At 59.8% G+C, this 17,551-nt stretch carries 21 protein-coding genes and 1 other annotated feature; of the genes, 3 read left to right on the top strand and 18 right to left on the bottom strand.

Translation table 11 applies throughout. The features are described 5' to 3' along the window. Positions 1-17 precede the first annotated feature (17 nt). Positions 18-506, bottom strand: a complete 489-nt coding sequence (gene moaC, locus EAV92_RS15085) for a cyclic pyranopterin monophosphate synthase MoaC (protein ID WP_123041867.1) — start codon at positions 504-506, stop codon at positions 18-20. Next, positions 503-1,135, bottom strand: a complete 633-nt coding sequence (locus EAV92_RS15090; protein WP_164472790.1) for a 5-formyltetrahydrofolate cyclo-ligase — start codon at positions 1,133-1,135, stop codon at positions 503-505. Before EAV92_RS15090 ends, moaC begins: the two co-directional genes overlap by 4 nt. Positions 1,136-1,336: 201 nt before the next feature. Here EAV92_RS15090 and EAV92_RS15095 point away from each other — a divergent pair, with 201 nt between their 5' ends. Next, positions 1,337-3,277 carry an ABC-F family ATP-binding cassette domain-containing protein gene (locus EAV92_RS15095; RefSeq protein ID WP_164472791.1) on the top strand — a complete coding sequence of 647 codons (1,941 nt, stop codon included), beginning with the start codon at positions 1,337-1,339 and terminating at the stop codon, positions 3,275-3,277. Positions 3,278-3,570: 293 nt separating this feature from the next. Here EAV92_RS15095 and EAV92_RS15100 read toward each other — a convergent pair whose 3' ends face one another. The 10 genes from EAV92_RS15100 to EAV92_RS15145 all read right to left on the bottom strand — a co-directional run bounded on the left by EAV92_RS15100 (position 3,571) and on the right by EAV92_RS15145 (position 13,007). Then, positions 3,571-5,136: a 2-isopropylmalate synthase gene (locus tag EAV92_RS15100; protein ID WP_123041870.1), complete on the bottom strand. Its 1,566-nt coding sequence runs from the start codon at positions 5,134-5,136 to the stop codon at positions 3,571-3,573. 465 nt (positions 5,137-5,601) lie between these two features. After that, positions 5,602-5,829 (bottom strand) — a binding site (T-box leader). 62 nt (positions 5,830-5,891) lie between these two features. Then, positions 5,892-6,950: a tRNA (adenosine(37)-N6)-threonylcarbamoyltransferase complex transferase subunit TsaD gene (gene tsaD / locus EAV92_RS15105; protein ID WP_123043751.1), complete on the bottom strand. Its 1,059-nt coding sequence runs from the start codon at positions 6,948-6,950 to the stop codon at positions 5,892-5,894. A 39-nt stretch (positions 6,951-6,989) separates the two neighbouring features. Then, positions 6,990-7,523: a ribosomal protein S18-alanine N-acetyltransferase gene (gene rimI, locus EAV92_RS15110; protein ID WP_123041871.1), complete on the bottom strand. Its 534-nt coding sequence runs from the start codon at positions 7,521-7,523 to the stop codon at positions 6,990-6,992. Between the two features lies 1 nt (position 7,524). Further along, the gene (gene tsaB, locus EAV92_RS15115) at positions 7,525-8,319 is read right to left on the bottom strand and encodes a tRNA (adenosine(37)-N6)-threonylcarbamoyltransferase complex dimerization subunit type 1 TsaB (RefSeq protein ID WP_123041872.1); all 795 of its coding nucleotides are present in this window, start codon (positions 8,317-8,319) and stop codon (positions 7,525-7,527) included. Next, entirely contained in the window at positions 8,316-8,822 is a 507-nt protein-coding gene (tsaE, locus tag EAV92_RS15120; protein WP_123041873.1) for a tRNA (adenosine(37)-N6)-threonylcarbamoyltransferase complex ATPase subunit type 1 TsaE, read from the bottom strand. Before tsaE ends, tsaB begins: the two co-directional genes overlap by 4 nt. An 8-nt stretch (positions 8,823-8,830) precedes the next feature. Then, positions 8,831-9,862, bottom strand: coding sequence for a thiamine-phosphate kinase (gene thiL, locus EAV92_RS15125; protein ID WP_123041874.1), 1,032 nt, complete (start codon positions 9,860-9,862; stop codon positions 8,831-8,833). A 108-nt stretch (positions 9,863-9,970) separates the two neighbouring features. Further along, the gene (locus EAV92_RS15130; RefSeq protein ID WP_123041875.1) at positions 9,971-10,621 is read right to left on the bottom strand and encodes a hypothetical protein; all 651 of its coding nucleotides are present in this window, start codon (positions 10,619-10,621) and stop codon (positions 9,971-9,973) included. Positions 10,622-10,700: 79 nt separating this feature from the next. Next, positions 10,701-11,186, bottom strand: a complete 486-nt coding sequence (locus EAV92_RS15135) for a GyrI-like domain-containing protein (RefSeq protein ID WP_123041876.1) — start codon at positions 11,184-11,186, stop codon at positions 10,701-10,703. Continuing rightward, the gene (locus EAV92_RS15140; RefSeq protein ID WP_123041877.1) at positions 11,183-11,974 is read right to left on the bottom strand and encodes a VOC family protein; all 792 of its coding nucleotides are present in this window, start codon (positions 11,972-11,974) and stop codon (positions 11,183-11,185) included. The genes EAV92_RS15135 and EAV92_RS15140 overlap by 4 nt, the downstream gene beginning before the upstream one ends. 145 nt (positions 11,975-12,119) lie before the next feature. Continuing rightward, positions 12,120-13,007, bottom strand: a complete 888-nt coding sequence (locus EAV92_RS15145; protein ID WP_123041878.1) for a PhzF family phenazine biosynthesis protein — start codon at positions 13,005-13,007, stop codon at positions 12,120-12,122. Positions 13,008-13,240: 233 nt separating this feature from the next. Here EAV92_RS15145 and EAV92_RS15150 point away from each other — a divergent pair, with 233 nt between their 5' ends. Then, positions 13,241-13,807: a CAP domain-containing protein gene (locus tag EAV92_RS15150; protein ID WP_164472792.1), complete on the top strand. Its 567-nt coding sequence runs from the start codon at positions 13,241-13,243 to the stop codon at positions 13,805-13,807. A gap of 80 nt (positions 13,808-13,887) precedes the next feature. On the opposite strand, the gene EAV92_RS15155 is transcribed toward EAV92_RS15150, so the two are convergent. The 3 genes from EAV92_RS15155 to EAV92_RS24575 all read right to left on the bottom strand — a co-directional run bounded on the left by EAV92_RS15155 (position 13,888) and on the right by EAV92_RS24575 (position 14,917). Continuing rightward, entirely contained in the window at positions 13,888-14,454 is a 567-nt protein-coding gene (locus EAV92_RS15155; RefSeq protein WP_123041880.1) for an FAD-dependent oxidoreductase, read from the bottom strand. 116 nt (positions 14,455-14,570) lie between these two features. Beyond that, positions 14,571-14,756 (bottom strand): H-type small acid-soluble spore protein, encoded by a 186-nt coding sequence (locus tag EAV92_RS15160; RefSeq protein WP_123041881.1) that lies wholly within the window; start codon positions 14,754-14,756, stop codon positions 14,571-14,573. Further along, positions 14,753-14,917 (bottom strand): hypothetical protein, encoded by a 165-nt coding sequence (locus EAV92_RS24575; protein ID WP_164472793.1) that lies wholly within the window; start codon positions 14,915-14,917, stop codon positions 14,753-14,755. Before EAV92_RS24575 ends, EAV92_RS15160 begins: the two co-directional genes overlap by 4 nt. A gap of 109 nt (positions 14,918-15,026) precedes the next feature. Here EAV92_RS24575 and ku point away from each other — a divergent pair, with 109 nt between their 5' ends. Further along, positions 15,027-15,920, top strand: a complete 894-nt coding sequence (gene ku, locus EAV92_RS15165) for a non-homologous end joining protein Ku (protein ID WP_123041882.1) — start codon at positions 15,027-15,029, stop codon at positions 15,918-15,920. A 17-nt stretch (positions 15,921-15,937) separates the two neighbouring features. Here the strand turns inward: ku and EAV92_RS15170 are convergent, their stop codons facing one another. The 3 genes from EAV92_RS15170 to EAV92_RS15180 all read right to left on the bottom strand — a co-directional run bounded on the left by EAV92_RS15170 (position 15,938) and on the right by EAV92_RS15180 (position 17,443). After that, a complete protein-coding gene (locus EAV92_RS15170) occupies positions 15,938-16,174 on the bottom strand; it encodes a hypothetical protein (protein WP_123041883.1) in 237 nt (78 codons plus the stop codon). 79 nt (positions 16,175-16,253) lie between these two features. Next, positions 16,254-16,694 carry a GNAT family N-acetyltransferase gene (locus EAV92_RS15175; RefSeq protein WP_123041884.1) on the bottom strand — a complete coding sequence of 147 codons (441 nt, stop codon included), beginning with the start codon at positions 16,692-16,694 and terminating at the stop codon, positions 16,254-16,256. Then, positions 16,691-17,443 carry an MBL fold metallo-hydrolase gene (locus EAV92_RS15180; protein ID WP_123041885.1) on the bottom strand — a complete coding sequence of 251 codons (753 nt, stop codon included), beginning with the start codon at positions 17,441-17,443 and terminating at the stop codon, positions 16,691-16,693. Before EAV92_RS15180 ends, EAV92_RS15175 begins: the two co-directional genes overlap by 4 nt. Positions 17,444-17,551: the final 108 nt, after the last annotated feature.

A 17,551-nucleotide genomic window follows, 5' to 3' on the forward strand; every position in this document is an offset into this window, starting at 1 on the left:
GACTTTCGCGTTATCCGTCACTCGGCGTTGTAATCGCCGCTTTTTCCGCCGGTTTTGGTCAGCAGCCGGACCGAACCGATCGTCATATCTTTCTGGATCGCCTTGCACATATCGTAAACGGTCAGCGCCGTCGCGGAGACCGCAGTCAAAGCCTCCATCTCGACGCCGGTTTTGCCCGTCGTTTTCACTTCGGCGGTGATGGTCAACTCGTCGCTGCCGTTATCCTCGAACCGGATGTTCACGCCCGTGAGCGGCAGCGGATGGCACATCGGAATCCAGTCCGACGTCTTCTTCGCCGCCTGGATTCCCGCCACCTGGGCGACCGCCAGCACGTCCCCTTTGGCCACGGAACCTTCGCGTATGCGGCGCAGCGTCTCCGGCGCCATCGTCACCTTCGCTTCCGCCGCTGCCGTTCTGGCCGTCACCGGCTTGTCCGACACGTCCACCATGACCGCCCGGCCCTGTTCGTTGAAATGCGTCAGCTTGTCCGGAGATTCCTTCATCATTTCCCCTCCCCCGTTAACCAATAGATGCCTTCGTCCGTCGCGACCGCGTCCATAACCAAATCATGCGGCTCTTTCGGCAGAGGCGCACTGACGATCTGCGGCGACATGGCGAATCCGATCCACCGGATGTCCGAGTTTCCCCGTGCCGTTTCGGTCGCATACATCCGATCGTAATAACCGCCGCCGTAACCGAGCCGTCCGCCTTGCCGATCGAACGCGAGCCCCGGCACCAGCACCGCATCGGGCGGTCGGTCCTCGCCAAGTTCCTCGGCCGCGGCCGGATCCGGCTCGGGAATGCCCCACTTGCCGGCCCGCCAGTCTTCCTCGCGGCGCACGATTCGCCATTCCAGGCCGCTGCCTTCGATACGCGGAGCAGCCACGGTATCCCCCTGCTCCCAGCACGTCCGAATGAGCGGCCGCGGATCCGCCTCCGAGCGGAAAGCGGCGTACACGCACACCGTTAGCGGCCGACCCAGCCGGCTTCGCATCGGCGTCAGGATCTCCCGTTCCACATGCCCGCACAGCCGCTCCGACATTCGGATCCGCTCTTCCGCCGGCACGGCGTCGCGCGAAGCCGCCATCGTCTTGCGCCAATCGGCCTTGGTTTTCCCTTCCCAAGTCGCTTCCACCGCGGTTCCCGCCTTCGATTTTGAAAACGCATGAAAATATAGTTCAAGTTTACCATTGAACCCAGCCCCTCGCCAAGATTGCTTCGGCGTCAGCCTTCCGCTTCCTGCCATCCCCGCTTGGACGGTCGCCCCGATTTAAGGTAAACTGGGTCTTGCAATCCTATGCCAATCGGCGATTCCTTGATTCGGAGGGTGTTTACTTTGCTTTTGCAGGCATCCGGCATTCATAAATATTACGGGACGGTCCCCGTGCTTACGGGCGTCTCCATCCAGGTAAACGAGCGCGACCGTATCGGCCTCGTCGGCGTGAACGGAGCGGGGAAGTCCACTTTTCTCCGGATTTTGGCCGGCGAACTCCAAGCGGACAACGGCTCGGTCTCCAAAGCCAAAGAGCTTCGGATCGGCTATCTGGCCCAAAACGGGGGTCTTCAGGGGCACCGTACTTTAATAGAAGAAATGACTTCGGCTTTCGGGCCGCTGCTCGATCAGGAACGCGAGCTTCAAGGTTTGGAAAACCGCGTCGCCGATCCGCGCGAACAGGAAGATCCCGTCCGTTACGCCAGCCTGCTCGCCCAATATTCGGACCTGTCCGAACGTTTCCGCGAGGCCGGCGGCTACGAGATGAACAACCGCATCCGCAGCGTGCTGCACGGCATGGGCTTCGGAGATTTCGACCCGAACACGGAAGTGGCGAGCCTGAGCGGCGGACAACGGACGCGTCTCGCCCTCGCCCGGCTGCTGCTCGTGCAGCCCGATCTCCTGCTGCTCGACGAACCCACCAACCACCTGGACATCGACACGCTGGGATGGTTGGAGCAATATCTGCGGACATACTCCGGCGCGATGGTCATCGTTTCCCACGACCGTTATTTCCTCGATGCCACGGTGAACGCCATCGTGGAGATCGAGCGCCACAACGCGACCCGATATACCGGCAACTACAGCCGGTTCATGGAACTGAAAGCGGCTGATTTCACGCAAAAGCTCAAGCTATACGAACAGCAGCGCAAAGAAATCACGAAAATGGAAGAGTTCGTGCAGCGGAACATCGCCCGGGCTTCCACGACGCGGCGAGCCCAGAGCCGGCGCAACGCGCTGGAACGGATCGAACGGCTGGAAAAGCCGGGCGCCCTGCGTCAAGCGAGCTTCTCATTCACCACGGAACGCCGCAGCGGCAAGGAAGTGCTGCAGGTTTACGACGCTTCCGCGGCTCCTTCCCAGAACATGGAACCTCTGTTTCGCGATGTCTCCATAGAGGTAAAAAGAGGAGAGCGCCTCGCTCTCCTCGGCCCCAACGGCGTCGGCAAAACGACGCTGCTCCGCGCTCTGGTCGGCAGCCTGGAGCTGCGGACGGGTTCGATCAGATGGGGAGCGGGCGTCTCTCTCGGTTACTATGACCAGGAGCAGCGCGAATTGAATCCTTCCAACACCGTGCTGGAGGAAGTGTGGAGCGCATACCCGCACAAGCCGGAAGCGGAAATCCGCACGGTCCTCGGCAACTTCCTGTTCAGCGGGGAAGACGTCCGCAAGACGGTCGGTTCCTTAAGCGGCGGGGAGAAAGCCCGAGTCGCGCTATCGAAGCTGATGCTGAAGCAAGCCAACGTTCTCGTGCTCGACGAGCCTACCAACCACCTGGACCTGATGAGCCGCGAAGTGCTTGAGGCCGCGCTGGAAGAGTACGACGGGACGCTTTTCTTCGTTTCCCACGACCGCTATTTCCTCAATCGGATCGCGGACCGCATCGTAGAGCTACGGCCGGACGGCACCGAAAACTACCTGGGCAATTACGACGACATGGTCCAGAAAAAACGCGACCTGGCGGAATGGAGCGCGAAAGCGGACAACGCGTCCTCGTCAGCGGCTTCCTCGTCGTCTACCGATTCCGCGTCAATCCCTGCCGTCGGTTACGAGGCGGAGAAGCAAGCCAAACGGGACGAACGCGCGCGCGCGCGCAAACGGGAGCAGGCCGAAGCCGAGATTACCCGACTGGAGACGGAAATCGCCGCGTTGGAAGAGCAAATGGCTTCGCCGGAGGTCAGTACGGATTACGTGCTTCTCCGCGAAAAGCAAACCCAGGCCGATGCTCTCCGTCCGCAGCTGGAAGCGGCGTATGCCGCATGGGAAGCGCTCATGGAAGAGTGAAAATCTTATCCACCTAAGTATCCACAGCTTGCGCCGATCGGGTGCCGGCCCGGCAGTATTTGCCGCGGCCGCGAAACCGCTTCGGGGCAAGCTTTTTTTCATGCCTCTTCGCGTCTCTCCCACTTTTCCACCGTTTTGTCCACATTGTCCACAGAATCCACACCGAACCTGTGAAAAACTCATCCTTTTTTCAGGGCATAGCTTTCCTTACGCCCCCAAGGGATACCCCGTTTTCTCCACAGTATGCACAGGAGGTGTGGACAACTTTGTCCACACCTCCCGTTTTCATACGATTATTCCCCCGCTGCCGCAGCCTTGCCGATTCTCCGCGCGGTCAACAGGACGCCGTTGCAGGCGGATACGTAAGCCCGCGCCGCGGCCAGGATGATATCCCGATGGACCGCCGTCCCCTGGTACCTTTCCCCTTGATGCTGCACGGTGACGACGGCTTCCCCGAACGCGCCTTCCCCGGTAGACAACGAGTGCAGCTCCAAATCCTCGAACTCGGCATCCACCGGCACCGCTTGCCGGATGCAATGGATGACCGCCTCCAGCGGTCCTTCGCCGGAAGCCGCGAACGTACCTTCGGAGCCGTCCTCCCGGCGCACCGTCACGGAAGCGATGCGGGTACGCTGCGAGCCCGCCAGCACCTGCAGGTCGACCAGCGAGTAGGGCTCCGTCACCGTATCCGTAGATTCGCCGACCAATTGCAGCAGGACGTCGTCCGTAATGATTTTCTGCTCATCCGCCTTCGCTTTGAATCGGGTATACAGCTCTTCCATTTCCCCGTCCTCAAGGCGGAAGCCGTATTCCGCGATCCGGTGCTTGATGGCGTGCCGGCCGGAATGCTTGCCCAGGATGATCATGCTGCGCGGAATGCCCATCGCTTCGGGATCCATGATTTCGTAGGTATTGCGGTTTTTGAGCAGGCCGTCCTGATGGATGCCGGATTCGTGCTGGAACGCGTTACGCCCGACGATCGGCTTGTTGAACGCGATCGGAAAATGCATCGTGCGGCTGACCAGCCGGGACGTCTCGTAAATGTGCTCCGGCTGGATGCCGGTTTCCACGCCGAGGGAATCTCCCCGCGTGTGGATCGCCATGACCAGCTCCTCCAGCGAGCAGTTGCCCGCTCGTTCGCCGATGCCGTTGACGCACACCTCGACCTGCGTCACCCCGTGCCGGATCGCGGCCAAACTGTTCGCGACGGCGAGTCCCAAGTCGTTGTGGCAGTGCGTGCTGTACGCGACTTTATCGCCGCCGCGCACGTTTTGGCGGATGCGGGTGAACATGGGGCCGAATTCCTCCGGCAGCGCGTAGCCCATCGTGTCCGGCACGTTGATGACCGTTGCGCCCTCGTCGATCGCCGACTCGATGACGCGATAGAGAAACTCCTCGCTCGAACGGGAAGCGTCCATCGGCGAAAACTCGATTTCGTCGACGAATTGTTTGCCGTACGCGACCATGTCGCGAAGCACGCGGATGACCTCGTCCTGCGTTTTGCGCAACTGGAAGTCGAGGTGGATCTGGGACGACGAAATGAACAGGTGCAGGCGACGTTTGGCGGCATCCCGCGTAGCGGCCACGGCCGCGTCGATGTCTTCCTTCACGCAGCGGGCGAAACCGGCGATTTCTACACCCTGCAGTTCCCGGGAAATTTGCTGAATCGCTTGGAATTCGCCGGGACTGGAGATCGCGAAGCCGGGCTCGATCACGTCGACGCCCAAGCGGGCCAACTGGCGGGCAATGACGATTTTCTGCTCCGGTTTGATGGATGCGCCCGGCGCCTGCTCGCCGTCACGGAGCGTCGTATCGAAAATGCGAATGCGGCGCTTGGCTTGCGTGTTTTCTTGATTCATGGGAAAAACCTCCTTGGAATGTGGGTTTCGCAAATTCTCCGGAGACGACAAAAAGCCCGTCGTCTCCTAGTCGCGCTAGAGACGACGGGCCTTTGGGCCGCCGCGGTACCACTCTGCTTGGAGGTTTCGTCTTCCGGTGACGAAACGGTTCTCCCTCTCCTGCGCCGGGTTCGCGCCGTCCGGACGGCGTGAACCCGGCGAGCGCCCGATATCGGGGGCCGGCCGTAACGGATTACTTCGGACAACGCGGCTTGCGCCTGCTGCTGCCGTTTTTTCCGTTCCGCTCCCGGACGAGTTCGGATGCCTTTTCGGCTGCGTCGCACCGACCCGCAGCTCTCTGCTTGGAACCCCTGTGAGAGTTCCATTTTCCAAGGCCTTTCCTACTGCTTCCGTTCATCGCGTTGTGGATGTGTTTTATGACTGGCGGCGGGACCGGAAAATCAAAAAAGCCCGCACGTCTCTTCTGCAAGAGACGGCGGGCCTGTCGGCCATCCGCGGTACCACTCTCATTGACGCCGAAGCGTCCACTCGATACCCGATCACGGGGGTCAGCCGTTCCGGCGTACGAGGCCGTGAGGCCTTCCGCCGATCCGCTCCCAGGCGAGCTTCGGGGTTCCCTTCCGCTGCGTTGCACCAACCCGCAGCTCTCTGTGGTCCGGGCGTTACCCTACTGTTCCTGATCTTCGCGTTTGAATTCCTTATGTTCCCATACGGGATTGGTCTTTATTATATTCACCGGAAAATGTTCTGTCAATTCAGTCTTCACCTACGGACGCGGATTTTTTTACAGACCAGTCTTCCAGCGGCATTTGGGGGTCCGCTTTCATGTCCAGCGAAGTGAACTCCCCCCGGCGCCACTTCAAATCCGCTGCGGCGGCGATCATGGCGGCGTTGTCCGTGCAGAGCGATAACGGCGGAATCAGCAAAGGCAGCCCCGCCTCTTCGCACAGCCGCGACAGCCGCTCCCGCAATCCGCGGTTTGCGGCTACGCCGCCGCAAAGCAGCATTTGGCGCACGCCGAATTCGGCCGCCGCCCGCATCGCTTTGCCGGTGACGACTTCGACCGCCGAAGCTTGGAACCCCTTGGCCAGTGCCGCTGCGTTGAGCTCTTCGCCCTTCATGTTCGCGCGGTTGATCTCGGCGAGAACCGCGGATTTGAGCCCGCTGAAGCTGAAGTCGTAGGAGTCCGGCTCGAGCCAGGAACGCGGCAGCTCGATTTCGGCTTCGGCTTCCTGAGCGAGCCGGTCCACATGCGGACCCCCGGGATAAGGGAATTTCAACGCCCGGGCGACTTTGTCGTACGCTTCGCCGATCGCATCATCCCGCGTCCGCCCAATTATTCGGAAGCTGCCCTCGCTTTCCAGCAATACCAGTTCGGTATGGCCGCCGGAAACGACGAGCGCCATCGCCGGGTAAAGAATTTCGCCGATGAGCCGGTTGGCGTAGATATGTCCGGCGATATGGTGCGTGCCGATCAGCGGAACGTCGAGCGCGAAAGCGAGCGTCTTAGCCGCCACCACGCCGACGAGAAGAGCCCCGACAAGACCGGGCCCCTGCGTGACGGCTACGGCATCGATGCGTTCCAAGCCGACGTCGGCATTTCGAAGCGCCTCCTCCGCGATCGCCGTGATGCTCTCCACGTGCTTCCGGGAAGCGATCTCCGGCACGACGCCGCCGAATTGCCGATGCGTGTCGATTTGGCTGGAAACGAGATTCGAAAGCACTTCCCGCCCGTTTCGCACCACCGCGACCGAGGTTTCGTCACAGCTGGTTTCGATCGCGAGGAGATAATAATCGGACGATTCGGAGAACATTTTCGCAAGCAGCCCCAATCTTCAGTATTCGATCCCGTTCTACTCTTCGGATAACTCCGCCGCGCCGGCCGTTTCCGAATCCGCGTCCTTGGCGTCCGGCTCGAGCTCGGCCCACATGATGAGCGCGTCTTCCTGATTGTCCGAATAATAGCGCGGGCGCAGCCCGGACGGGTAAAATCCTAACTTCCGATACAAGGACTGCGCGGTATTGTTGGATACGCGAACCTCGAGCGTCATGCGCTTGGCGCCCAGCCACGAGGCCGTCCGCATCAACTCGCGCAGCAGCAGTTCGCCTAATCCTTGTCCCCGATAAGGCTCGCGGATCGCGATATTCGTGACATGCGCCTCGTCCACGATCAGCCACATGCCGCCGTAACCCAAAATCGCACCGTCTCGTTCCAGCACCATATAGCGGGCAAAGTGATTTTGCGTCAATTCCGTGCGGAAAGCTTCTTCCGACCATGGCGCGGTAAACGATTCGCGTTCGATTTGCACGATCGTCCCGACGTCGTCCAAGGTCATGCCCCGAAATACGAGTTCTTCGCTTTCCGTCCGGTTCTCCCGCTCCTCCATGTCAATCCCTCCGGGCCGCGGCCAACTTGACTTCCGCTTCCGTCATCTGCGTGTAATTCGGAACGAACGCATGGACGCTTTCGCGCTCTCCCAGCCGGAAACGCGCAACCGCGAGCTTCCCGAGCGCCCCGGCTTCCATGGCATACGACAGCGTCCGGACCGGCACGCCGCCGTCCGGTTCCGCTTGGAACTTCTCCGCGTGCGGTTCGGTCTCTCCGACGAACAGGATTTCCACTACCCGACCGTCGTCCGCGGCCTCCTGCCGCAGCTTGTCCGCCCAATCGCCAGCCATGCGGATGCCGTCTGCATCCCGCCGTTCCCAGCCGCCGGCGCCGTCCGCAGCGAAACAAGCCGTATAAACCTGGCCCCGCCGGGCATCCATGGCTGGCACGACCCATACCTGTCCGGCCCCAAGGCCCGAACGGCCCGCGGAATCCGAACCCCAAGCGCCGAAAGCAAGCGCCTCCAGGCTGGAGATGCCGAGCAGCGGCTTGTTCCAAGCCCAAGCGAGCGTTTTGCCGACGGAGACGGCGATCCGGACGCCCGTGTAAGATCCCGGCCCCTGCCCGACTGCGATCGCGTCCAGCCCATCCGCCGTTAAACCGTTGTCGGCCAGCAGGCGCTTGATCTCCGGAACGATCAGGACGGAATGGTTGCGCTCCGCGAAGGATTGCACGGTATCCAGCACGACGCCGTCCCTCACGACCGCGGCCGCGAGCGAAGCCGTTGATGTATCGAACGCGAGAACCGTGACCGGCTTACCCGGCGGCGTTCCCGCGGATGGTGCGGTCGTCATCGTATTTCCTCCTCCGGGGCGAGCCTCAATTCCCTGCACCAAGCCTCGTACTTGTCCCCCACCGGAAGGCAGCGGATGCGGCGGGACGTCGGTCCTGTATGTACCAATACGAGATGAAGCCGGTCGGGAGGCAGCAGCGGCTCGATCAACGAAGCCCACTCCACGAGGCAGACGCCGTCGCCTAAGAAATATTCGTCCAACCCCAGCTCGTCGGCCTCAGCCATGGAAAGCCGGTAAACATCCATATGGTAAAAGGGCAGTCTGCCGCCTTCGTATTCTTTAATGATCGTAAACGTAGGGCTGTTGACGATGCCCGGAACGCCGAGCGAGGCGGCGAACGCTTGGGAGAAACGGGTTTTGCCCGCTCCGAGGTCTCCATCCAGCGCAAGCACGGTGCCTGCCTCGGCTTTCCGTGCCAGGGCGGCGGCGAATGCCGCGGTATCGGACTCAGACTCGGCCTCCTTCACGTACCAGACCGATTGGCCGTTCCTCGACTGCTCCATTTTGCCGACTATCCCTTCGTAAAATGATTATAGCCCCGTTTGGCGATCGGCTTGCGCGCCCGCCCGGGATCCTGCGAGTCCAAATAAACGCCGGGAGAACCGCTCTCCGTTTCCCCGATGACGAAAAAAGGCAGGCCTTCGGCGCGGAACCGCGTTTGAATGGCCTCCGCGTTCCGACGTTCGGCGGTTCCGAGCAGCACGTAATCCTCTCCTCCGTAGAGCATCCATTCGAGAGGATCCATCCGGCAAGCCGAGGCGTAAGCGGCCAATTCGCCGGACAACGGCAGCCGGTTTTCGTGAAGCACAAGGGTTACGCCTGAGGATTCGGCAATTTCCCAGGCTTCGCTCGCCAGCCCGTCGCTGACGTCGTTCAGCGAAGTCGCCCAACCTTCGTCCGCCAGGATCCGGCCCGCCGACACGGACGGAACGGGCTTTCGGTGCGCCCTGACCAGCCGTTCCGGAGGAAAGGGAGGAACCCGGCCTCCTTCGCCGGGCGGAAGCATGCCGTACAACCCGCCCGCCGACAAGCCGACGGGACCGGTGACGAACACGATTTCGTCCGGGGACGCGCCGCTCCGGGTAACGGCCCTGCCTGAAGGAACGGCGCCGGTCAACGTGACCGCGACGACCAGATGCCGGCGGGAAACGGTCGTATCTCCTCCGACCACCGCGATTCCGTACTGATCCGCACACTCGTAGAATCCGTCATAGAGGGAGGCCATGCGCTCCGGCCCCCAGGCAGAGGGAACGCTTACGGAAATGAGCGCGTGCAACGGCTTGCCGCCCATGGCCGCGATATCGCTGACATTGGCGGCAAGCGCTTTGTATCCGATATCCGCATCCTCCATCGTTTCGGGGAGAAAGTGGATTTCTTCGACCATCGTATCCATGGCGAGAAGCAGGTCGTGTCCCTGCTCGGGGGACACCACCGCGGCGTCGTCGCCGATGCCCGTTTTCACGCCCGCGAGCGCCAGCCGTTCCGCGGATTGGCGGCCTGCTGTCCAACTTCGGATCAGCGCGAATTCGTCCGGTGAGGGCACGGTAGGTTCCCCTTTGCCAAGAGTTTGTCCTTAATTATATCGGGGTACGTCCGAACATGCAAAACCCGCTGCGCGGACGCGCAGCGGGTTTCTTGCGGTGAACTCCGCTTATTGGAACGAGCGGTAGGAGCCGCCGACGATGGAGGAAGTCATCGGGGAAGCGAAGCCGGAAGAAGCTTGGCTTCCGAAAGAACCGGACTGGCCGATCGAGCCGGATTGTCCAAGGGAGCTCGAGCTTCCCGAAAGGGCGGAATGAGCGATCGAGCTCGTGATGCCGGAAGTAGGGGAATGGATGGCTTGGGAAGATCCCGACATACCGGAAGAACCGCCGAAAGAACCGGACTGGCCGATCGAGCCGGAAATGCCGGATTGGCCGATCGAGCCGGACAGACCGGATTGGGATTGGCTAAACGACGAAGGGACGTAAGAGGATTGCCCGAATTGCGATTGACCGAACTGGGATTGGCCGTACTGGCCCATTCCAATCGAGGAAGCGTTCAGGGCCGACTGGGAAATTTGCTGGCAAAGTTGTTGCAAGTGCTGAAGCTGTTGTACGGCCATTTCATGCGTGTGGATCATGTTTTGGATCGTTTGCGCGGTTTGACGTTCACGCTGCACGAGGCGATCCAGTTCACGGGCGTTCTGCTCTTCCGTTTGTGCCATTTGTTGATACATATGCGTGGACTGGTTCGTCTGGTTGATCATTTGACGAATCATTTGATCGCATTGCGACGTCAAACCGGAAATGTTTTGGTACAAGCGGAATCATCCCTTCGTTTTTGGGTTCGGTTCAAAACCTCAAATAGTATGCCGAAGGGATACGCCGCGTATTCGGTTTTCAGGGCTGTTTAATCGGCGCATAAATGTCAAAATGAAAATCGTTGATTTCGTCCGCCGGGATATCGAATGGGTTGACCGGGTGCAGCGGGTTGGATTCGAAACCGAGGCTTCCTTCCTCGGTGTCACGTTCGTATGGACCGCTCCGGAACCAGGCGGAAAGCTCCTCATACGTTTCCCACATCCGCTGCTTATCGCCCCTTACCCGTATCCGGGCATAAGTCCGTGCCGGGAGCGAGACGGTTTGCAGGCCTTGCGGCAAACCCTCTGCATCTCGGATCTCCACTCCGACCCACAAAGTTTCCACGCCCGTCTTCCACTGCCATTCGGGAATGAACACGAGCCCGTTTTCTCGATCCGCCACTGCAGGATGATCAGCCAGGAGCACTTCTACCTGCTTCCATGCTTCGCGAACTTTGGCCCCGTCTCGGGGGACCTGGATGACAGCGGCGAGCAGCGTCGGTCTTTCAACGATTTCTACGCTCATGCCTTTCGCTCTCCTTTAGGGTGATCTTGCGTCACCATCAGTACGTTACCATCCGGATCTTTCATGTTGAAATACGCGACCTCAGGCAGGCGCTCAATTCCATGTACGATCGTAAATCCGCAGGCTTCTGCCTCCTCGGCCGCCTTGCCGATATCAAAGGCGTTGAGCTTGAATAGGACGGGACCGCGCTCAGGCACGGGGACGCTCTCCATGCCGCGGGAATCGAGCATCAAATGCGTGCCATTGTCCAGGCGGAACAGGTGGAGCAGACCGTAGCGATCTTCCTTGCGCACTGCCAGGCCGAGGAGTTTGGCGTAACGCTCCACCGCACCGTCCAAGTCCCTGACCCACAAAATGGCGGAATCCACGTGCGGGCTAAAGCTGCAATGGGTACGGCTGCCGTCGATGCCGCCGAAAGCCAGATGATAGCCGTCGGGATCCGAGACGATGAATTCCTTCCAGGGACCGCCTTCCGCATAAACGACCGGCTCGCGAGCGATCTCCGCCCCATTCGCGGTAAACTCGGCGTATAACTGGTCCAGCGCCATCCAATTCTCGACATAGGCGTAAACGTCGACGCCCGTATCCTGCCCCGCTTCCGGCGGATTCGGATGGACGCCGGACGGCGCGGGCGACTGCTGCAGCTTCAGCGCGAGTCCCGTGAGACCGTCGCGCACCGCCCACCACTCCGTAACGTCGAACCCCAGCACCTCTCGGTAATAGCGCTGTGAACGCGCCAAATCCGATACCATGAGCACGGCAAGGGAGCTTCCGATTTGTCTGGCCATAATCCCGATTCTCCTCTCTTCATTGGCCTATTAAAAACTCCAATGCGAATGTATATTCGCCTTTATAATGGAAAATCCTTCTTGTTTTCCGCAATCCGAACAAAGAAAAAAGCGGCTCCGATGCCGGAACCGCTTGCCCGCAAGCTTACACCGTAAACTCCTTCACGAACACCGCGCTGCCCGTGATCCGCACCTCGATGCCCTCGTCCTTGAGCCGACGGACCTCCACCTTCACGCGTCCGTCTCGTCCGATCTCCAGGCCCTGCTCCACGAGAAAGGAGGCCGACTCCCGTTCCGGCTCCAAATAGGTCAGCGCATACGCCCCCTTAACCCCCGCGGCAGTGCCGGTTACAGGATCCTCGACGGTACCCGAAAAAGCGGATGAAAAATGCCTTGCGTGCATGAACGCTTCCGGATCTTCCGTCTCGAGCCCGAACGGATGGACCGAAGCACGCGGGCGTTCCGTCAAGATTTCGGGAAACCGCCGGTTATCCGGCTTCATTCGGGTGAAAGCCTCTTTGTCGCGGATCGGCACGAGCAGCGTCCAAATCCCCGTGCTGCCGTAGACGATCGGGAGGTCCGGATGCAGATCCCGCTCCTCGAGCCCGATCGATCGGGCCAGCGCTGCCCGGTCCCCGCCGAACGGCTCGAACTTCGGACGGTCTTGCATCATGCGGATCGACCAAGCGCCGTCCGGCTCTCTCAGAAATTCCATCGGCAAGTCGCCCACCCGGGTTTCCACGGTAATCCGGTCCTTGTCCGCGAACCACCCGTTCGTTTTCAAATGGTACAGCGTCGCGACGGTCGCATGTCCGCACAGGTCCATCTCGTGTCCCGGCGTGAAATACCTCAGCCGCGCGTCCGCCGTCCGGCTCGTCTGGATGAACGTCGTCTCGTTGAATCCGACCGCGGCGGCGATTCGTTGCATCTCGGCATCCGGCATGCCGTCCGCGTCTTCGACGATGCCTGCCGGATTGCCTTTGCCCGGAATCCGGGAAAATGCCTCGTAATGCAGCACTTTAATTCCGCTCATTCCGCGCTCCCCCAATTTCAATTTTCCCCCGCGTTTTCGGGCGTTTTCGCCTCTGTTTTCCTATCATATCTCAACTGCGAAAAGCAGGATATATCGAAGTTAGATAGTTGGCAAAACAACCCAATTGTAAAAATTTATGGCATGACTCGGAGATGAAAACCTGTTAGACTGATCCTCGTTACCCAATGAAGGCCTGAATGAAACAGGCGAAAACAAAGGGAGGAATTTTTTTCGTGAAAGTTTTGAAGGGGTTTAAAGGTTGGGCCAAACTGCTTGCCGTCGGCGCGCTCGCGCTTTCCATCTCCATCCCGGCAGGAGCCGCATCCGCAGCGTCGAGCTCATCCGTTTATAATATCAGCACCGGCACGCTCACCACCGCGCAGCTTAACTCGCTGCTTGCCGCCAACACCGCGAAGCTTTCGGCAACAACCACCGCATCGTTCTCCACCAAAGTCGTGACGCTCGTCAACCAACAGCGTGCCAAAGCCGGCCTGAAGCCGGTGAAAATCAGCACGAAGCTGAGCGCATCGGCGCTGAAGAAAGCCAAGGACATGAAGGTCAACCGCTACTTCTCTCACAATTCGCCGATTCTCGGAACGCCGTTTCAGCTCATGAAGAAGCTCGGCATCACCTACCGTTACGCAGCCGAAAACATCGCGATGGGCCAGACATCCCCGGCGCAGGTCATGAAGGATTGGATGAACAGCAAAGCCCACCGTTCCATCATCATGAGCTCGAAGTACAAATATATCGGCGTTGCCTACTATCAGGGCGAATGGGTCCAGCATTTCACGGGCTAATAAGTTTACAAACCATAAAAGCTATGCGTGCCGCGATCGCGGTACGCATAGCTTTTTTTCGGGAGTTTTTAAAAAGCGGTTCAGCTTTTCAGTACGTCGTGGTCGACGTAGCGTTCGCCGTTCAGCTCGCTGATGACGTTGATCGCGACTTTGGCGCCGTCGCCGGCCGTCACGATCGTATGCATGCTGACGCCCGCCACCGTACCGGCCGCCCATACATTCGCTTGATTCGTTCGGCCTTCCGGCGTGACGTCGACGATCGTTTTGATGCGGGGCTCGGTGCCCGGCTTCGTGGCGATGCCGCTGGCTTCCGCCATGTCGGTCAGCATGCCCGTTGCGAGGATGACATGCGTCGCTTCGTAGGTTTCTCCGCCTTCCGTCTCGATGGCGACGGAGCCGTCCTTCGCGTTCAGCTTGGAAACTTTGGCCGTCACGAATTCGGCCCCGAATTTGGCTGCTTGCTTCTTGCCGACCGCGACGAGGTCCGGACCGGAAATATCCGGCGCGCCGTAGTGGTTTTCGATCCAGGCCCGTTTGGTGACGCTTTGGTCGCTGTCCAGCACGAGCGTTTTCTTGCCCGCTTTAGCCGTGAACAAAGCGGCGCTGGCCCCGGCAGGACCGGCTCCGATGATCGCGATATCGTACATCTTCTTTCACTCCTTAACAAGAATGATCAATCTGCAATGATTTTATCACAGTTAGAGGGTTACTTACAAAAAGCAAGAGCGGCCGCTTGTCGCGACCGCCCTCTTCGTGGCTGCAGTCAGTGCGGCTCGTGAAGCCGTTCCACCGCCACCGTCTGCGTATTAATCGGATTCGTGCCGACCTGCACGGTCGCCACTCCGTTCGCTTGGTCCACTTTTTCGATCCAAACCGACTGTCCGTTATCGAGATGGACCGGGATCGTGTCCTTCGAATCGTAAATTTGCTGCGCTCTTTCCGCATTCATGGGTTGTCCGCCTCCATCGCGTCCGTGGTCGTTTCGGTGATCAAGCCGTTGTCGTTCGTCACTTGGCCGCCGCCCAGCCCTTCGTTGATCATGCGGTCGACGTCCATGTCGTATTCGTCTCTTCCTTCGAAAATCGCGTCTTCCAGCGTTTCGTCCGCCACTTGCGCTCACCTCAAACTCAATATGCCCCGGGCGGTTGTTTCCCATACGACTGGGCATTCTAAGGGCATTCCCCTTGGACAGAGAGTCCGATTGAAGGAGAGCGATGCCATGCATACCGTCTGGAAGGGCGCGATCAGCTTCGGCTTGGTGCACGTCCCCGTTAAAATGTTTACCTCCACCGAGGACAAGGATGTGCATTTGCGCTACATTCATAAGCCGTGCGGCACTCCCATCGCCTACACGCGTTCCTGCCCCCATTGCCAGAAGGAAGCGGAGTGGGAGGAAATTTCGAGAGGCTACGAGTATGAAAAAGGCCGATTCGTGCTGTTCGAAAATGAGGAGCTGGACGCGATCAAGCCCGAAAATACGAGGACGATCCAAATTCTCGACTTCGTGGACCTGACGGAAATCGATCCGCTTTATTTTCAGAAGGCTTACTATTTGTCACCCGACCAGGCGGGCGCCGGCGCTTACAGCTTGCTGCTCGAAGCGATGCGGCAGTCCGGCAAGATCGGCATCGCCAAAATCGCCATTCGGAGCAAAAGCAGCCTCGCCGCCATCCGTGCGGTGGAGAATTGCATTTGCATGGAGACGATGCATTACCCGGACGAAATCCGCGCGCTTCAGCTCGTCCCCAATCTGCCGGAGCAAACGAACGTCAACGAGCGCGAGCTGAACATGGCCAAGCTGCTGATCGATCAGCTGTCCGCCCCGTTCGAGCCGGAGAAGTACACCGACGATTATCGGATCGCCTTGCTCGATGCCATCCAGCGGAAAATCACCGGCCAAGGCACGGACGTCGTCACGGCGCCCGCCGCGGAACGCACGAACGTCATCGACCTGATGGCCGCGCTGCAGGCGAGCTTAGAGGCGGTCAAGACGCCCGCGCCGGCCGCAGCGCCGGCAACGGCGGAACCTGCAGCCGCAGCGGCCGGAGGAGGAAGTACGCGAACGAAGAAACCGCGGGCCCCGCGCACTCGCAAAACGGAAACGGCTCCCTGAGAGGGAGCCGTTTCTGTTTAGGCGAATACGTCGCCCAAGAAGAGCAGGAAAACGCCGATCAGCCCAAGCGCCATGCCTCCCAGCCGGATCGAGAGGTACAGCCCTGCATCCGTTTCATTCGAATCCTCGTTCCCCTGTATGAATCTCCCGATGAATCGGGGATGGAGAGCCGCGAACCACGCAGTACCCGTCGAAACGATCAAAAGCATCGCCAGCATGAAGGAAATCAAGGGCGCGGCGGCCGCCATGTCCATGTCTCGTTCCCACCTTCGGTTATCCTTCTCTCCTTTCTCTATGACGCTTTCTTCGAGAAGGTGCAGGAAAATCGTCGGCTTACCCCCGGAAAATTTGCAGCCAATGAGAGCCTTCCTCCCCCAGCTCCCGAAACCCGTACCGGCTGTACAGCCCCTGGGCGTCTGCCGTCACGAGAAGGAATCTTCTCAAACTTTGGAGATCCGGATGGGACATGACGGCTTCCATCAGCTTTTTGGATAACCCGAGCCCTCGGTAATCCTCGTGGATGAAGACGTCCGTCAAATAGGCGAACGTAGCGCGATCGGACACGACCCTGGCGAACCCGACTTGTTTGCGGCGGTTTGCGTCGTCCGTTTGATAAACGCCCAGGCAAACGGCGGAGAATGCCAGGGAACGCACGAAGTCCTCGTAGCTGAGTTTAGCGGCCCAATACATGTTGGCTTGCAGATAGTCGTAGGTTCCTCTCAGGTCCAGCCAAGCCGGGTCGTCGGAGACGACGAAGGCGTCTACGGTAATCATGGTCGGATCACCTCGCCGTCATTCGGAACGACCACCCTGCCTGTTAAACCTCTGCGCTCCATCTCGCTCTCCAACTCTTCCCGCATCAGCAAGCAGTGATTGATCGCTTCCATGTGTACCGCGACGACTTTCGTAGCGGGAGAAATCTCGGAGACTTTGGCCACGTCGTCCGCCGTCATCGTGATGGGATCCCCGACAAGGAACCTTGCGGCTCCGGCGTTCACGACCGTCCATTCCGGCCGGTAACGGCTGAGCGCTTCCTCGACTTCGGCGCAGTAGATCGTGTCCCCTGCGATATACAACGTCGGCTCCCCGTTTGCTTTGAACACGAAGCCGGAGACTTGCCCCATTCGGAGTCCGATCTCGCCCGTGCCGTGGCGGCCGCCGGTTCGATGGAAAGTCACGCTGCCCACCGTGGTGTGTTCTTGGACCGGAATGGCGTTCGAAAAGCCTTGTTGATGCAGCGTCGGCTCATCACCCGGTTGGCACAGGAGCGGCAGGTTCTTGTCGAAAAATGTGGCCGCGGCGGCGTCCCAATGGTCTTGGTGCAGGTGGGTGACGATAAGCAGGTCGGCGTTCGCGAGCGATTCGGCCTGAACCGGCATCGGGACGAGCGGGTTGTGCCGGGCGTTCGGCGTATTGGCGATCGGCGGGTTCGCTTCCGGTTCCGACAGCATCGGATCGACGACGATCCGCAAGCCCCCGTATTCGATCGCCAGCGTGGCATGCCGGATGAGTTGAAGTTTCATTTTGGGATTCCTCCTCTATTCGCGTTTCGCGCGTCTTGCTACAATGATAGAAAAAACCGTTCCGGTCCGGAACGGTCTGGTGAAAGCGATCGGCCTCGCCGATTTTCA

This window comes from Cohnella candidum (assembly GCF_003713065.1).
Lineage (GTDB): Bacteria > Bacillota > Bacilli > Paenibacillales > Paenibacillaceae > Cohnella > Cohnella candidum.

Bases quoted from the DNA above. Each gene is read 5' to 3' on its own strand.
- moaC (WP_123041867.1), bottom strand. From the start codon at position 506: ATGATGAAGGAATCTCCGGACAAGCTGACGCATTTCAACGAACAGGGC.
- EAV92_RS15100 (WP_123041870.1), bottom strand. From the start codon at position 5,136: ATGAATCAAGAAAACACGCAAGCCAAGCGCCGCATTCGCATTTTCGAT.
- tsaD (WP_123043751.1), bottom strand. From the start codon at position 6,950: ATGTTCTCCGAATCGTCCGATTATTATCTCCTCGCGATCGAAACCAGC.
- rimI (WP_123041871.1), bottom strand. From the start codon at position 7,523: ATGGAGGAGCGGGAGAACCGGACGGAAAGCGAAGAACTCGTATTTCGG.
- tsaB (WP_123041872.1), bottom strand. From the start codon at position 8,319: ATGACGACCGCACCATCCGCGGGAACGCCGCCGGGTAAGCCGGTCACG.
- tsaE (WP_123041873.1), bottom strand. From the start codon at position 8,822: ATGGAGCAGTCGAGGAACGGCCAATCGGTCTGGTACGTGAAGGAGGCC.
- EAV92_RS15135 (WP_123041876.1), bottom strand. From the start codon at position 11,186: ATGAGCGTAGAAATCGTTGAAAGACCGACGCTGCTCGCCGCTGTCATC.
- EAV92_RS15140 (WP_123041877.1), bottom strand. From the start codon at position 11,974: ATGGCCAGACAAATCGGAAGCTCCCTTGCCGTGCTCATGGTATCGGAT.
- EAV92_RS15145 (WP_123041878.1), bottom strand. From the start codon at position 13,007: ATGAGCGGAATTAAAGTGCTGCATTACGAGGCATTTTCCCGGATTCCG.
- EAV92_RS15155 (WP_123041880.1), bottom strand. From the start codon at position 14,454: ATGTACGATATCGCGATCATCGGAGCCGGTCCTGCCGGGGCCAGCGCC.
- EAV92_RS15160 (WP_123041881.1), bottom strand. From the start codon at position 14,756: ATGAATGCGGAAAGAGCGCAGCAAATTTACGATTCGAAGGACACGATC.
- ku (WP_123041882.1), top strand. From the start codon at position 15,027: ATGCATACCGTCTGGAAGGGCGCGATCAGCTTCGGCTTGGTGCACGTC.
- EAV92_RS15170 (WP_123041883.1), bottom strand. From the start codon at position 16,174: ATGGACATGGCGGCCGCCGCGCCCTTGATTTCCTTCATGCTGGCGATG.
- EAV92_RS15175 (WP_123041884.1), bottom strand. From the start codon at position 16,694: ATGATTACCGTAGACGCCTTCGTCGTCTCCGACGACCCGGCTTGGCTG.
- EAV92_RS15180 (WP_123041885.1), bottom strand. From the start codon at position 17,443: ATGAAACTTCAACTCATCCGGCATGCCACGCTGGCGATCGAATACGGG.